General features: G+C 69.3%; 16 protein-coding genes. 11 read left to right on the top strand and 5 right to left on the bottom strand.

Annotated features, from left to right (window positions below; genetic code table 11):
* The first annotated feature begins 23 nt into the window (after nt 1–23).
* The 5 genes from ACQPYY_RS28375 to ACQPYY_RS28355 all read left to right on the top strand — a co-directional run bounded on the left by ACQPYY_RS28375 (nt 24) and on the right by ACQPYY_RS28355 (nt 5,170).
* Nucleotides 24–827, top strand: a complete 804-nt coding sequence (locus ACQPYY_RS28375) for a TIGR00730 family Rossman fold protein (RefSeq protein WP_433591648.1) — start codon at nt 24–26, stop codon at nt 825–827.
* Entirely contained in the window at nt 821–1,372 is a 552-nt protein-coding gene (locus ACQPYY_RS28370; protein WP_379093710.1) for a TIGR00730 family Rossman fold protein, read from the top strand. The genes ACQPYY_RS28375 and ACQPYY_RS28370 overlap by 7 nt, the downstream gene beginning before the upstream one ends.
* 99 nt (nt 1,373–1,471) lie before the next feature.
* A complete protein-coding gene (locus ACQPYY_RS28365; RefSeq protein WP_433591647.1) occupies nt 1,472–3,241 on the top strand; it encodes a long-chain-acyl-CoA synthetase in 1,770 nt (589 codons plus the stop codon).
* A gap of 136 nt (nt 3,242–3,377) precedes the next feature.
* Nucleotides 3,378–4,250 (top strand): dihydropteroate synthase, encoded by an 873-nt coding sequence (folP, locus tag ACQPYY_RS28360; protein ID WP_433591646.1) that lies wholly within the window; start codon nt 3,378–3,380, stop codon nt 4,248–4,250.
* The gene (locus tag ACQPYY_RS28355) at nt 4,247–5,170 is read left to right on the top strand and encodes a glucosyl-3-phosphoglycerate synthase (RefSeq protein ID WP_379093719.1); all 924 of its coding nucleotides are present in this window, start codon (nt 4,247–4,249) and stop codon (nt 5,168–5,170) included. The genes folP and ACQPYY_RS28355 overlap by 4 nt, the downstream gene beginning before the upstream one ends.
* Nucleotides 5,171–5,222: 52 nt before the next feature.
* Here the strand turns inward: ACQPYY_RS28355 and ACQPYY_RS28350 are convergent, their stop codons facing one another.
* Genes ACQPYY_RS28350 through sigE form a run of 5 tightly spaced genes read right to left on the bottom strand, consistent with a single transcriptional unit; the run spans nt 5,223 to nt 9,292 of the window.
* Complete coding sequence (locus ACQPYY_RS28350) at nt 5,223–6,062, bottom strand: hypothetical protein (RefSeq protein WP_357091433.1); 840 nt, start codon at nt 6,060–6,062, stop codon at nt 5,223–5,225.
* A 59-nt stretch (nt 6,063–6,121) separates the two neighbouring features.
* A complete protein-coding gene (tatB, locus tag ACQPYY_RS28345) occupies nt 6,122–6,559 on the bottom strand; it encodes a Sec-independent protein translocase protein TatB (RefSeq protein ID WP_433591645.1) in 438 nt (145 codons plus the stop codon).
* Nucleotides 6,560–6,572: 13 nt separating this feature from the next.
* Nucleotides 6,573–8,132 (bottom strand): S1C family serine protease, encoded by a 1,560-nt coding sequence (locus ACQPYY_RS28340; protein ID WP_433591644.1) that lies wholly within the window; start codon nt 8,130–8,132, stop codon nt 6,573–6,575.
* A 10-nt stretch (nt 8,133–8,142) separates the two neighbouring features.
* On the bottom strand, nt 8,143–8,547 hold the full coding sequence (locus ACQPYY_RS28335; RefSeq protein WP_379093728.1) for a hypothetical protein: 405 nt from the start codon (nt 8,545–8,547) through the stop codon (nt 8,143–8,145).
* A 55-nt stretch (nt 8,548–8,602) separates the two neighbouring features.
* A complete protein-coding gene (gene sigE / locus ACQPYY_RS28330) occupies nt 8,603–9,292 on the bottom strand; it encodes an RNA polymerase sigma factor SigE (RefSeq protein WP_379093731.1) in 690 nt (229 codons plus the stop codon).
* A gap of 236 nt (nt 9,293–9,528) precedes the next feature.
* Here sigE and ACQPYY_RS28325 point away from each other — a divergent pair, with 236 nt between their 5' ends.
* The 6 genes from ACQPYY_RS28325 (at nt 9,529) to ACQPYY_RS28300 (ending at nt 14,744) form a co-directional block, all read left to right on the top strand.
* Entirely contained in the window at nt 9,529–10,176 is a 648-nt protein-coding gene (locus ACQPYY_RS28325) for an O-methyltransferase (protein ID WP_433591643.1), read from the top strand.
* 248 nt (nt 10,177–10,424) lie between these two features.
* Nucleotides 10,425–11,060 carry a TetR/AcrR family transcriptional regulator gene (locus ACQPYY_RS28320; RefSeq protein ID WP_379093734.1) on the top strand — a complete coding sequence of 212 codons (636 nt, stop codon included), beginning with the start codon at nt 10,425–10,427 and terminating at the stop codon, nt 11,058–11,060.
* A 41-nt stretch (nt 11,061–11,101) separates the two neighbouring features.
* The gene (locus ACQPYY_RS28315; RefSeq protein ID WP_433591642.1) at nt 11,102–12,037 is read left to right on the top strand and encodes an ABC transporter ATP-binding protein; all 936 of its coding nucleotides are present in this window, start codon (nt 11,102–11,104) and stop codon (nt 12,035–12,037) included.
* The gene (locus ACQPYY_RS28310; protein WP_433591641.1) at nt 12,034–13,695 is read left to right on the top strand and encodes an ABC transporter permease; all 1,662 of its coding nucleotides are present in this window, start codon (nt 12,034–12,036) and stop codon (nt 13,693–13,695) included. Before ACQPYY_RS28315 ends, ACQPYY_RS28310 begins: the two co-directional genes overlap by 4 nt.
* A gap of 214 nt (nt 13,696–13,909) precedes the next feature.
* The gene (locus tag ACQPYY_RS28305; RefSeq protein ID WP_379093743.1) at nt 13,910–14,146 is read left to right on the top strand and encodes a hypothetical protein; all 237 of its coding nucleotides are present in this window, start codon (nt 13,910–13,912) and stop codon (nt 14,144–14,146) included.
* 100 nt (nt 14,147–14,246) lie between these two features.
* Nucleotides 14,247–14,744 carry a hypothetical protein gene (locus ACQPYY_RS28300; protein WP_379093746.1) on the top strand — a complete coding sequence of 166 codons (498 nt, stop codon included), beginning with the start codon at nt 14,247–14,249 and terminating at the stop codon, nt 14,742–14,744.
* Nucleotide 14,745: the final 1 nt, after the last annotated feature.

Raw genomic sequence — 14,745 nt, 5'->3', positions numbered from 1 at the left:
TCGCTCGCTGTACGGTTGCCTCTATGTCTGCTGACGGCGAAAACGAGGGTGCGGGTTTGTCGAAGACACCACGGTTCCGGGGCCCGATCATGCTGCGGCGGGACCGCAAGAAGGGGATCGGGACCACCGACCAGCATCTGCTCGACGAGCGCGGCCCGGCCGACTGGGTGCACACCGACCCGTGGCGCGTCCTGCGCATCCAGGCCGAATTCGTCGAGGGCTTCGGCGCTTTGGCGGAGGTGCCGCGCGCCGTGGCCGTCTTCGGCTCCGCCCGCACGCCCGCCGACTCGGCCGAGTACCAGGCCGGGGTCGCGATCGGAAGCGCTTTGGCCCATGCCGGTTTCGCGGTCATCACCGGCGGCGGGCCGGGCGCGATGGAGGCGGTCAACCGGGGCGCGTCGGAGGCGGGCGGCTATTCGATCGGCCTCGGCATCGAGCTGCCGTTCGAACAGCACCTCAACGAGTGGGTCGACCTCGGCATCAACTTCCGGTACTTCTTCGCGCGCAAGACCATGTTCGTGAAGTACTCCCAGGCGTTCGTGTGCATGCCCGGCGGCTTCGGCACCCTCGACGAGCTGTTCGAGGCGCTGACCCTGGTGCAGACCCACAAGATCACTCGCTTCCCGATCATCCTGTTCGGCACCAAATATTGGGCGGGACTGGTGGATTGGATCCACGACTCGCTGCTCGGCTCGGGCAAGATCGCCGCCGGCGACCTGGGGCTGCTGCACGTCACCGACAGCGTCGACGAGGTGGTGGAGATCGTCACCCTGGCCGCGCGGGCGCGCCAGGAGATGAACGACGTGGGGGTGGAGGAGCAATGGTGAGCGATGCCTACGCGGTCTGCGTGTACTGCTCGGCCAGCGTCGACGATCCGGTGGCGCTGGACCTGGCCACCCGGGTCGGCGCCGAGATCGGCCGTCGCGGTTGGCAATTGGTGTCCGGCGGCGGCAACGTCTCCATGATGGGCGCGGTCGCGCAGGCGGCGCGGGCCGCCGGGGCGCACACCGTCGGCGTCATCCCCAAGCACCTGGTGCACAAGGAGGTCGCCGACACCGACGCCGACGAGCTGATCGTCACCGACACCATGCGCGAGCGCAAACAGGTCATGGACGAGCGCGCCGACGCCTTCCTCACCCTGCCCGGCGGCATCGGCACGCTCGAGGAGCTCTTCGAAACCTGGACCGGCGCCTACCTGGGCGTGCACGCCAAACCGGTGGTGGTGCTCGACCCGCAGGACCACTACCGCGGCCTGTTCGACTGGATCGGTGAGCTGCGGGTGCGCGGCTACGCCGGGCTGGAGGCCATCGACCGGGTGCTGGTGACCAAGAGCTTCGACACCGCCTTCGCCGGGCTGCGTCTCACCCGCTGACCGGAACTCCTCGGTTTCACTCGACAAGATCGGACGAATCGGTCAGGGTAGGCACACGAGAGCGGGGCGTACGCACGACCCGGTGAGGAGCACAACGAAGTGAGTACCGACGCCCGATCGACGGTGAGCCTGCTCGACCTGGTTCGCGCCCTGCCCGGCATGGCATTGCAAGCACCCGGCATGATCCGCAATGTCGGGCGCCTGGCGGTGAAAGCCGGCGACAAGGCGTCGATCGGGCTGTTCTTCCAGCGCGGCGCGGCCAAGCACCCGGACCGGGCCTTCCTGAGATTCGAAGGGCGCGAATACACCTGGGGCGAGGCCAACGCGCTGGTCAATCGGTACGCGAAGGTGCTCGCGGCGCACGGCGTCACGCGCGGCGACGTGGTCGGCATCCTCATGGTGAACCGGCCCGAGGCGCTGTTCACCGTGCTCGCCACCGTGAAACTCGGCGCCACCGCGGGCCTGCTCAACCACAACCAGCGAGATGTGGTGCTGCGGCACAGCTTCGGGCTGCTGAACTCGGTGCTCGACGTCATCGGCGAGGAGTGCGCCGACGCGCTGGAGACCCTCGGCGAGACGCGGCCCGCCCTGCTGTGGACCGAACAGCTGGAGGCCGAGGCCGCCACCGCCGACCCCTCGAATCCCGCTGTCACCGAACAGATCACGGCCAAGGAACGCGCCTACCTGATCTTCACCTCCGGCACCACCGGCCTGCCCAAGGCCAGCGTCATGACCCACATGCGCTGGACCAAGTCCATGGCCGGGATCGGCGGGCTCGGAGTGCGATTGGACGGCAGGGACACGCTCTACAGCTGCCTGCCGCTCTATCACAACAACGCCCTCACGGTGGCCCTGTCCTCGGTGATCGCGGGCGGCGCCACCTTCGCGCTGGGCCGCAAGTTCTCGGCCACCCGCTTCTGGGACGAGGCCATCGCCAACCGGGCCACCGCCTTCGTCTATATCGGCGAACTGTGCCGCTACCTGCTCAACCAGCCGGCCAAGCCCACCGACCGGCAGCACACGATCCGGTTGTGCGTCGGCAACGGCCTGCGCTCCGAACTGTGGGACGAGTTCCAGCAGCGGTTCGGCATCGCGCGGATCGTCGAGTTCTACGGTGCCAGTGAGGGAAACGTCGCCTTCATCAACGCCTTCTCCGTCGCCCGCACCGCCGGGTTCACCCCACTGCCCTTCGCCATCGTGGAATACGACGACGCCACCGGCAAGGCGCTGCGCCACCCCGACGGCCGGCTGCGCCGGGTGCCCGCGGGCGGGGTCGGGCTGCTGCTGGCCAAGGTCACCGACCGCTCGCCGTTCGACGGCTACACCGATGCCTCCGCCACCGAATCCAAGCTGGTGCGTGACGGTTTCGCGGACGGCGACTGCTGGTTCGACACCGGCGACCTGGTCCGTGACCAGCGCTTCGGTCACATCGCCTTCGTGGACCGGCTCGGCGACACGTTCCGCTGGAAGGGCGAGAACGTGGCCACCACCGAGGTCGAGGGCGCGTTCGACGGCATCGACGAGGTCACCCAGGCGGTCGTCTACGGCGTCGACATCCCCGGCGCGGACGGCAAGGCGGGCATGGCCGCGGTGACCCTGCACGAGGGCGCGCACTTCGACGGCAAGGTGGCCGCCAAGGCCCTCTACGACCGCCTGCCCGGCTACGCAGTGCCGCTGTTCATCCGGGTGGTGCCCGAACTGGAACAGACCTCCACGTTCAAGAACCGGAAGGTCGAACTGCGCAAGCAGGGCTACGCCCCGGACGTCGAGAGCACGCTCTACGTCCTTGCGGGCCGCACTGACGGCTATGTTCCGGCCTATCCCGAGTACGTGGCGGACGTCGCTGCGGGCAACGTTCCGCGCGGTTGATTCTTGGACTCGCTGGGTGTTCGCGGTCCGTCTCGTTCCTGGACTGAGCGGAGGGAGGGAAGAACGAGACCTCCGGGGCCGCGAACCGCCCCGGAGCGAAGCGGAGGGGCAGATTAGACACAGTACAGTCGAGGGCATGTGTGCGCCGTTGCCGACATTGTGCGGGAAGCCGGTGGCGACGGATCGGGCGCTTGTCATGGCGATCGTGAACCGGACGCCGGACTCTTTCTATGACAAGGGCGCGACGTTCACCGACGAGGCCGCCCTGCGAGCCGTGGACACCGCGGTCGCCGGCGGCGCGGATCTGGTCGACATCGGCGGGGTGAAGGCCGGGCCCGGGTCGGAGGTGGACGCCGCGGAGGAGTCGCGCCGGGTGGTGCCGTTCGTGGCGGCTATCCGCGAGCGTTATCCCGAGCTACTCATCAGCGTCGACACCTGGCGCGCCGATGTGGCGCGGGCCGCGGTCGCCGCGGGCGCGGACCTGATCAACGACACCTGGGCGGGCGCGGACCCGGAACTGGTCGGCGTGGCCGCCGAACTGGGTGTGGGAATCGTCTGCTCACATACCGGGGGCGCGGTTCCGCGGACCCGTCCGCACCGGGTGCGGTACGCCGATGTGGTGACCGAGGTCACCGAGACGGTGGTGGCCGCGGCCGAAAATGCTGCGGCGGCCGGGGTGGCCAAGGACTCGATTCTGATCGACCCGACCCATGATTTCGGGAAAAATACCTACCACGGGCTCGAATTGTTGCGGGCGATAGACGTTCTTGTGAAAACCGGATGGCCCGTCTTGATGGCGCTGAGCAATAAGGATTTCATCGGAGAGACTCTTGGTGTCGAGCTATCCGAACGATTGGAGGGCACATTGGCAGCGACTGCTTGGTCGGCCGCCGCGGGTGCCCGCGTCTTTCGAGTGCACGAGGTGGCCCAGACCCGCCGGGTCGTGGACATGATCGCCGCCATCCAGGGTCACCGCCCACCCGCCCGTACTTTGCGAGGTCTCGCATGAAAACAGACTGGGTGAACACCAACACCTTCGACCGTCCCGACTGGTCGGTCCCCGAACTCGTCGCGGCCAAGGGTGACCGCACCGTCTCGGTGGTCCTGCCCGCCCTCAACGAGGAAGCCACCGTGGCCGCCGTGGTGGCCAGCATCCGGCCCCTGCTCGGCACGCTGGTGGACGAACTCGTCGTCCTGGACTCCGGGTCCACCGACGCCACCGCCGTCCGCGCACAGGCCGCCGGGGCCCGTGTGGTCACCCGCGAGCAGGCCGTCCCCGAACTCGACCCGGTTCCCGGCAAGGGCGAATGCCTGTGGCGGTCGCTGGCCGTCACCAGCGGCGACCTCATCGCGTTCGTCGACTCCGACCTCATCGATCCCGACCCGAACTTCGTGCCCAAGCTGCTGGGCCCGCTGCTCACGGTCGACGGCATGCACCTGGTCAAGGCGTACTACCGCCGCCCGCTGCGCACCGGCGAATCCGTCGACCACCACGGCGGCGGCCGCGTCACCGAACTGGTGGCCCGTCCGCTGCTGGCCGCGCTGCGCCCCGAACTCTCGAATGTGCTGCAGCCCTTGGGCGGCGAGTACGCGGGCACCCGTGAACTGCTCACCGCGGTGCCCTTCGCCCCCGGCTACGGCGTGGAAATCGGCCTGCTGCTCGACACCTACGACCTGCTCGGCCTCTCGGCCATCGGACAGGTGAATCTCGGTGTCCGCCAGCACCGCAACCGCCCGCTGGCCGACCTGGGCGTCATGAGCCGCCAGATCCTGGGCACCGTCCTGGGTCGCAGCGGGATCCAGGACTCTGGCGCCGCGCTGACCCAATTCCCCATGGTGGCAGGCGAATTCATCGCGAACATGACCGACGTCTCGCTCGCCGACCGCCCGCCCATGAACACCCTGCGCTCAGAGGAGGCCGCGGCCTGACCCGCCGCGGCAGCCCGAAGCGCGAACCCGCCCGGAGCGAAGCGCAGGGCAATCAGGCTCTGTCGTGGCGATAGATCGGCGTGAGCAGGTCCGCTTCGATCGGCTCCCCGGTGGAGCGGTCGTAGCGGACCCCGACCACCGCCGAGAACGGGTGGGTGGCCGCCCGCTCGTGCAGGGTCGCGAGCCGGGTGGCCAGCAGCCGGATCGCCCCCAGGGAGGCGGGCGGGTGCAGGCCGTCGATGACCAGCACGCTGCCCTTGCCGTCCGGTCGGGGGAGGCGGGCCAGGTAGGCGATGTCGTAGGGCTCGGTGCCGCCCGGGCGGTAGACCCGCCGCGCGGCCCGGTCCTCGATGCCCCGCCGCACCCGGCCGGCCCGCGCCACCGTGCGGCGCAGCCGGGGATCGGCGGCCACCAGATAGCGCAGACTGGGTGACAATTCGGGCCCGCCGAGCACGATCAGGCCGTCCCGGTCCAGATCGAGCGGGCGACCGGGGAGAAACCGCTGGACATTCGCGGTGAAGCCGAGCTCGCGCAGCAGTTCCACCAGCCGGTGCGGCGCGGCCGCGTCGGGCGCGCCGACCAGGGCCATGGAGCGGGTGGTGCTGCGCACGTCCGGCGTGAGGATGGTGAGCGGACCGTGACCGAAGAACAGGCCCTCGGGCACCGGGCCCTGCGTGCTCACCTGATGGATGCGGGCGCGGGAAAGACCCGCGGCCGCACCGATTCTGGCGAACGTCCAGCCCTCGGCATGTAGTTCGCGGATGACTGCGCGGCGGATGCGCGTCAGCTCATTGATCTGCTGCTGCGCGGCTGCCACGCCTTCGGTGGCGGCTTTCAGGCGTTCGACCTTGTCCTCGATCGCGAATACCCGGGCCACCTCGTCGGCCGACATGTGCGCAGTCTAGATAGCTGGACAGCATCATGTGTCAAGTCCGGTAGACAGTATTGATCTCAGGTGGCGTCGGGATCCACCGGCGGACGTTCGTTGCGCTCCAGTGGTTTTTGTTCCGCCGGCATGGAAATGGGGCCGTATCCGGTATTGCTGGAACCGTTTCCGCTGTTCGCGGAGCTGCCCGGCTTGTCGAATTTGGTCAGGTCGGTGAAGCTGTTCAGGATCGAGTCGTCCCCGTCCAGCAGGTGTTTGGTCACCATGGACCGTGGATTCATACCCCGCAGTTCGTTCAACTGCTCCAATGGTTTACGGATCTCGTCGAATTCCGGGCCGAGCTCATTGCGCAATTGCTGGGAAGCGCCGGTCGCGTAATCGCGGGCCTGTTTCAAGGCGTGCGCGGTCCAGCGAACGGCGCCCGGCAGTCGCTCCGGACCCAGAATCACGAGGGCGGCGACAAGCAGAATGAGCATCTCGCCCCAGCCGATATTGCTGAACACGAGTACAGGCTACCTACCCGTTCTTCTTATCCGTTTCCAGCGTCACCGGAACATCGACCTCACGGCCGTCGCGAATGAGCTTCACGTTCACGGTCTGGCCGATCTCGTGCGACTGCACCGCCACGGTGAGCTCCTCCGGCCCCGACACGTCACGGTCGCCGACCTTCACGATGACGTCGCCCTCGACGATGCCCGCCTTGGCGGCCGGACCGCCGGCCTGCACGTCGGACACCGCCGCGCCGCTCATCACGTCATTGGCGACCAGCTTGGTCTTGGCGCTCACGCCCAGCATGGGGTGGAACACCTCGCCGTTGTGGATCAGCGCCTGCGAGATGCGCTTGACCTGATCGACCGGGATCGAGAAGCCCAGGCCCACCGAACCGCCGCTCTCGGACTTGATGGCCGAGTTGATGCCGATCAGCCGGCCCTGCATGTCCACCAGCGCGCCACCGGAGTTGCCGTGGTTGATCGCGGCGTCGGTCTGCACGGCGTCCAGGGTGGCATCGGTGTCGGTGCCCTCGCCGCCCACCTTCACCGGCCGGTGCAGCGCCGACACGATGCCGGAGGTGACCGTCTTCTCCAGGCCCAGCGGGGAGCCCAGCGCCAGCACCTCGTCGCCGACCTGCACGTCGCCGGAACTGCCGAGCTGGATCACCGACAGGTTCTTCACGTCGACCTTGAGCACCGCCAGATCCGTCTTGGTGTCGCGCCCGACGATGCGGGTCGGCACCCGCTGCCCGTCGGAGAACACCACGTCCAGCTTGGCCTTGCCCGACTTGTCATTGGCGGCCAGCGAGATCACGTGATTGTTGGTGACGATGTAGCCCTCGCCGTCGATCACCACGCCCGAACCGGTGGAACCGGTGTCGCCCAGCCAGGCGCGGACCGTCACCACCGCGGGCATCACCGCGTTGACCACCTTGGTGATCTGGTTGTGCGATTCGGGGGCCGCGGGCGCGGACTGCAACGACACCTTGCGAGAGGTCAGCGCCGACGCCGACGAACCCGTGAAGGCCCCGACGACCCCACCGATCAGGCCGATCACCGCGGCGATGGCCGCCAGCAGCGACAGCGCCCGCCACGACACCCGGCCACCGAACAGCACCTCGCGCGCACCCAGCTTGGGTCCGGGGGTGAGCGGCGGCGCCGGGGGCCGCGGCACGGCCGGACTGCCCAGGCGCGCGGCCGAATTCGGATCCCGCCACGGATCGGCGGGCGCGCTCGGCGCGGCACTCTCGCCCTTGGCTTCGGGATCACGCTGCAACAGCTCGGACGAACCCTCCGGACGTCCGAACGCCTCGGCCAGCACCGCGTCCGGCGGCCGGTTCTGAATCTCGGAGCCCCCCGGCGCCGCCGCGGCCGCCGCACCCGCGGTGCGGGCCGCGAACGAGCCGTTCTGGCCGTTCGGGCGGCGGAAAGCGCGCGCGGTGTGATTGTCCACGTGCGGCCGGTACACCGGCCGCGGCCCCAGCACCGGTGCGTCCGACGGCCGCAGGTTCCCCCGATCGGCCGCCGAATCGGAGGTCGCCTCCCGTTCGGGCTCGGGCCCGGTGTTCTTCGATTCGGTGGTCACGCTATGGACTCTACTTGCGCCACCACGAGGTCCACCGTCTGCTGTCGAACGAATCTTGGCGCAGCCCGAAGGAACTCATGCCGCGCGCCAGCGGACCCCGATCCCGATCGGCCGGATCCGGCGCGGGGTGATTGGCGCACTCCTGCAACAGCGCCCGCGGAATCCGGCTCAGCGTGTCGTGCAGGCTCAGCGGCGCGGAGATCTGATCGGAGGACTGCCGCAGCGCGATCCGCGCCTGCTGCTGGGCGTCCACCTCGGCCGCGCACTCGCGGCACACGGAAAGGTGGTGGGCGGCACGCAGATACGCGTTCATCCGTAGTTCGCCGTCCACGTAGGCGGCGATGGCCTCACTGGCCAGATGCTCGGTGGGGGCGAAACGCGGGGGACGACGGTGCGGTCGGTCCTCGCCGTTCATACGCTGCACACCCTTCCGGACGATTCGAGGTCTTCGGGCGAGCGCTGCCCGCGGGTCACCCGATCTGCTCGGCGGCGATGCGCCGCTCCACCCCATTATGCTCGAGTTGCTCGCGCAGTGCCTGACGTCCTCGGTGGATGCGGCTGCGGACGGTGCCCAGCTTGACGCCCAGCGTCGCGCCGATCTCCTCGTACGACAGGCCCTCGATGTCACAGAGCACCACGGCGGCACGGAACTCCGGGGCCAGCGAGTCCAGCGCGGACTGCAGATCCGGATCCAGGTTGGCGTCGTGGTAGGCCTGCTCCGGATCGGGACCCTCGGACGGGACGCGGTCGTAGTCCTCGGGCAGCGCCTCCATACGGATGCGGTTGCGGCGGCGGACCATGTCCAGGAACAGGTTGGTGGTGATGCGGTGCAGCCAGCCTTCGAAGGTGCCGGGCTGATAGTTCTGCAAGGAACGGAAGACCCGGATGAAGGTTTCCTGGGTCAGATCCTCGGCGTCCTGCGGATCACCGGTGAGGCGGTAGGCCAGGCGGTACACGCGGTCGGCGTGCTCACGGACCAGTTCGTCCCAGGTGGGCATGACATTGCGGTCGCCGGTGGCGTCGAAGGCGGCGGTCCCGGTGAGGGCGGCCTCGTCGTCGGCGGGGGACAGCAGCAACGCACCGTCCAGCGGGGTGTCGCTGTCGTGCGGCTGGATCTGCGGGTGCAGGGTGTTGGCGTGTTCACGCGCCGCGTCGACCATGTGGATGGGGTTACCTCCTACTCGGGACCGTGAACCTCGGTTACCGGTGTCAACCCATCCGTTCGATCGGCTGTTCCCGTTCCCCGAGACCGCGGTCGCTGGCCTGGCGTGAGCATTACTCTGGTCGGTCGTGATGTGGCAGCCGTATGCAGAGGCTGAGGGACACCTGAGAAAAATCGCCACACCGGCCGGTCACCGCCACGCCTTACCGGTGTATCGCCATTAGCCTCTACTGCGTGAGCCTGACTCCCGCGGCACAGAACCTGCAGCGCAACCTCGAATACGTCGAGGAATCCGTCGCCGAGGACGACATCCTCGTCGGCGCGCGCGAACGCGCGCTCGAACTCGGCGCCGCCCCGGTCGCGCCGGCAGTCGGCGCGCTGCTCAGCATGTACGCCCAGTTGCTCGGGGCGCGGGCCGTGGTCGAAGTCGGCACCGGGGCGGGGGTGAGCGGGCTGTGGCTGCTCGACGGCATGCGCGAGGACGGCACGCTGACCACCATCGACTCCGAGCCCGAGCATCAGCGCGCGGCCCGTGAGGCGTTCCGGTCGGCCGAGATCGCGCCCGCCCGCACCCGGCTCATCAACGGCCGCGCCCTCGACGTGCTGCCGCGACTCGCCGATGGGGCCTACGACCTGGTCTTCATCGACGCCGCGCCGCTGGAGCACCCCCAGTACGTGGTGCAGGCGGTGCGATTGCTCCGCGAGGGCGGGGCGATCCTGCTGCACAACGCGCTGCTCGGCGGGCGCGTGCCGGATCCGAGCCAGCGCGACCCGCAGACCACGGCCGTGCGCGCCGCCACCCGGGCGATCGCCGAGGATCCGGATCTGACCAGCGTGCTGATCCCGGTGGGGGACGGCCTGCTCTGCGCCTCGCGCGGCTGAGATCTCTGCGCCTCGTGCGGCTGAGGATCCGGCGCACGGGGCGAGAACCCCACGGCCGGTGATGATTTCGACGTCGCCGAGGTGTTCCGCCCGGCGATAGTCCGCGCGGCGATCATTGCTCGCGGGCGTTTTTCCGCGCGCGGAAAATCCCCGAGGCGCACGCCAGATTTCTCTGATGACCAATCGGACCGAATGTGTCCCGCGCTCCCCCTTGCGCTCGCGTTGAACGAGTGTTTAATCTGTTGAACGTGCGTTCAATCGACGATCTGACCACCCGGGCGCGGATTCGCGACGCCGCGATCACCGTGTTCGGGGAACAAGGGTTCGGGGTCGGCGTGCGTGCCATCGCCACCGCCGCCGGAGTGTCCCCCGGGCTGGTCATCCACTATTTCGGGTCCAAGGACGGACTCCGGGAGGCGTGCGATGACCAGGTCCGCGCGACCGTCAAGGCCGCCAAGCTGGAGTCGGTCCAGGACCCCTCACCCACCGCGACGATGCGGCAGCTCGCCGAGATCGAGGAATTCGCGCCGCTGATGGCCTACCTGATGCGCAGTCTCCAGGCGGGTGGGCCACTGTTGCGGAACTTCTTCGAGCACATGGTCGAGGACACCGAGCTGTACCTGCGGGCCGGGATCGCGTCCGGCACCGTGCGGGCCATGTCCGACATCGCGGCCATGGCGCGCTACATCGCCACCCAGAACGGCGGCGGCATGATGATGTTCCTGCAGCTGTACGCGGCCGAGCACGAGGGGCCCGTGGACTACCGGAAGGCGTTGCGCGAGTACGCCGATCACATGATGCTGCCCGCACTCGAGCTCTACAGCTCCGGCCTGCTGGCCGACCGCACGATGCTGGACGCCTACCTCCAACAGCAAGCCGAATAGACCCTCGGCTCCCCACAATCGTTTTCCTGCAAGGAGATTCGATGACCACTCCCGCCAGCCCGGCGATCGAAGTCCGGGACCTGCACAAGAACTTCGGGCAGGTGCGCGCGCTGGACGGCCTCGACCTGGAGGTCGCGCACGGCGAGGTGCACGGCTTCCTCGGGCCGAACGGGGCCGGGAAGTCCACCACCATCCGCGTCCTGCTCGGCATCCTGTCCCGCACCTCGGGCGAGGCCCGGGTACTGGGCCGCGACCCGTGGACCGACGCCGTCGCTCTGCATCGTGACATCGCCTACGTGCCCGGCGATGTCACGCTGTGGCCCTCGCTGTCCGGCGGCGAGACCATCGACCTGCTGGCCCGCATGCGCGGCGGCATCGACGAGGACCGGCGCGCCGAACTGATCGAGCGCTACGAACTGGACCCGACCAAGAAGGCGCGCACCTACTCCAAAGGCAACCGGCAGAAAGTGGCGCTGGTGTCGGCCTTCTCGTCGAACGCGCGGCTGCTGCTGCTCGACGAACCCACCTCGGGCCTGGACCCGTTGATGGAGCAGATATTCGGCGAATGCGTGGCCGAGGCGGTGGCGCGCGGTACCACCGTGCTGCTGTCGAGTCACATCCTGTCCGAGGTCGAGAAGCTGTGCCAGCGGGTCACCATCATCCGGTCCGGCAAGACCGTGGAGACCGGCACGCTCGCGCAGATGCGGCACCTGTCGCGCACCTCTATCACCGCCGAGATGATCGGCAGCCCAGGCGATCTCAGCCGGGTGCCCGGTGTCGAGGACATCAGTGTGGAGGGCAGCACCCTGCACTGCCAGGTCGACAGCGAACACCTCGGCGAACTCATCCGGGTGCTGGGCGACGCGGGGGTGCGCAGCCTGGTCAGTCAGCCGCCGACCTTGGAAGAACTGTTCCTGCGCCACTATTCGCTCGACGGCGGCGCGCCCGCCGGCGAGCGCGAGAAGGTGTCGAAATGACCGCCGTCACCGCCACCGCACCTCGCATCGCCGAATCACCGCTGCGCGCAGCCGATTTCACCGGCACCGGCCAGCTGCTGCGGTTGTACCTGCGGCGCGACCGGATCGTGCTGTCGCTGTGGGTGCTGCTGCTGTCGCTGCCGCTGGGCAGCGTCTACATCAAGAGCGTCGAGAAGGTGTACAGCACACCGGAGGATCTGGCGCACCTCGCGACCAGCATCCTCGCCAGCCCCGCCCAGCTCGCCATGTACGGGCCCGTCTACAACCCCACCGACCTGGGGGCCGTGGGCATCTGGAAAGCGGGGATGTTCCACACGCTCATCGGGATCGCCACCATCCTCACCGTCATCCGGCACACCCGCGCCGACGAGGAGACCGGCCGCACCGAACTGCTGGCCGCCACCCGGGTGGGCCGCTTCGCGGGCCTCACCGCCGTGCTGATCATGACCTACGGTGCGGCACTGGCCACGGGACTGCTCGGATTCGTCAGTCTCGCGGGCACTTCGGTCCCGAAGGCCGGGTCGCTGGCGTTCGGGCTGGCGCTGGCCGCGTCCGGCATCGTGTTCGCCTCGGTCGCGGCGGTCACCGCGCAACTGTCGGTGAGCGCGCGGGTGGCGCGCGGGCTCGCCTTCGCGGTGCTGGGCGTCACCTACACGCTGCGGGCCATCGGCGACGCGCGCGCCGGAGACGGGCCGACCAGTCCGCTCACCTGGCTCTCGCCGCAGGGCTGGTCACTGCAGGTGCGGCCGTACGCGGGCGACCACTTCGCCATCCTGCTGCTGCACCTGGCCGCCACCGTGGTGCTGACCGTCGCCGCGTATTACCTGCTGGCACACCGGGATATCGGCGCCGGCCTGATCGCCGAGCGACCCGGCGCGGCCGGCGCCGGGCCCGCCCTGAGCGGTCCCTTCGGACTCGCGTGGCGGTTGCAGCGCGGCACCCTGCTGGCCTGGACCGTCGGGCTCGGGCTGTACGGGCTGCTGATCGGCAGCGTGATCCACGGCATCGGCGACGAGCTCGGCACCAGCCAGACCATCAAGGACCTGATCACCCGCATGGGCGGCTCGGACTCGCTGGAGAAGGCGATGGTGAACTACGCGTTCACCATGGTCGCGGTCGGCGCGGCCGCGTACGCGGTGTCGGCCACGCTGCGGCTGCACGCCGAGGAGAGCACCGCGCACGCCGAGACCCTGCTCACCGGCGCGGTGTCGCGAACCCGCTGGGTGGCATCGCATCTGGCGTATGGACTGCTCGGTCCGCTGCTGGCCCTGATGGCGTCGGCCGGGCTCGCCGGGCTGGTCTACGGCCGTGCCGCCGGGGACGTCGGCGGCAAGCTGGGGCAGACCCTGGCCGCCGCTCTGGTGCAGGTGCCCGCGGTGTGGACCTTCGCGGCCATCACCGTGGCCCTGTTCGGGCTGCTGCCGCGCTGGAGTTCCGTCGCCTGGGGTGTGCTGACCGCCGCCATCGCCGCGTTCCTGCTCGGCTCGCTGTCCGGTGCGCCGCAATGGCTGCGCGACCTGAACCCCTTCGAGCACGCGCCCAAGGTGCCGGGCGCGGCGTTCACCGCCACCCCGATCGTGGTGCTGCTGCTGGTCGACGTGGCCTTGATCACGGTGGGGCTCATCGCATTCCGCCGCCGGGACCTGCGCTCGGCCTGACGGCGACCGCCCCGCGAACGGCCGCCCCGGACATCCGGGGCGGCCGTTCGCGTGCCCGGCACACGGGCGGCCCGGCAGCGAATCATCAGCTGCCGGTGCGGGTATGGCGGGAGGGCAGCGGTGGCGGTGCAGGGGCAGTGTCCAGGGGTGGATTCGGGCCGGGCCTGGGGTGTACCCCAGAAGGGGATCGATTTATCGCTAGGAGGTGGGGGAGATGTTCGAGGGACTGGCCCTCGGGGTGCACCTGCCGACGGGATGGCTGTGGCCGGCACTGGTCGTCTTCGGCGGCATCCTGGGTGCGGCGCTACTGGTGCTCATGCTGGTGAGCGGCGCCCGATTCGACGACCGCGAATCCCGCTACGTGCCGACCACGACGGGCTCGTGTCAGCCGTTCTGCGGCACCGGCACACCCGCGCCCGGGTTCCCGATGCGACCCGGAATCACGAACTGATCGGTCGCCGCGAGGTTTCCGGACGGCACTTCAGGTTTCCGGGCGGCCCACCAGGTTTCCGGATAGCGCGGTCGGATACTCCACGAGAATAGTTCGACGAGTGGGGGTTCCCATGGGTCAGCGGGTACCGGCCGTGGTCGGGTTGTACTTCCGCGACGGCGGGCAGTGGCGGCGCATCGCCGAATTCCGGCTCGCCGCGGACGGCCGCGCCACCTTCCGGGCGGTGGATCCGATCGAGGGCCTGGTCGCGCGGGTCTGGTACCACCAGGGCGTCGACATCCTCGGCGAGCAGCGCACCGTGCTGCCCGGCGACGGCGCGGAGTTCCTGCGAGCACTGCTGCAGCCGTTCGGTTTTCGCGATTACCGGTTCCGGGACGACAGCACCCCGCGCGGCGGGCTCACCCGGGCCCGGCACACCGTCTCCCGCAGCGCGGCCACGCCATGCCCAGCCGAAGGTGAAACCGACTGCGCGGTAGCGGAATCGGAATGTCACCGCTGCGCCGAGCCGGAACCCGCCACCGGCGACCGCGCCCATCGGCCCGCCGCCTGGCGACTGCTGGACGCGGATCGCATCCGCTTCCGAGACGCGGCGCCCTGAG

Origin of the sequence: Nocardia sp. CA-145437, assembly GCF_050956485.1 — a bacterium.
In the GTDB taxonomy this organism is placed as follows: domain Bacteria; phylum Actinomycetota; class Actinomycetes; order Mycobacteriales; family Mycobacteriaceae; genus Nocardia.
Note: the sequence above shows the minus strand (reverse complement) of the source record. Positions and strands in the feature narration are given on the sequence as shown.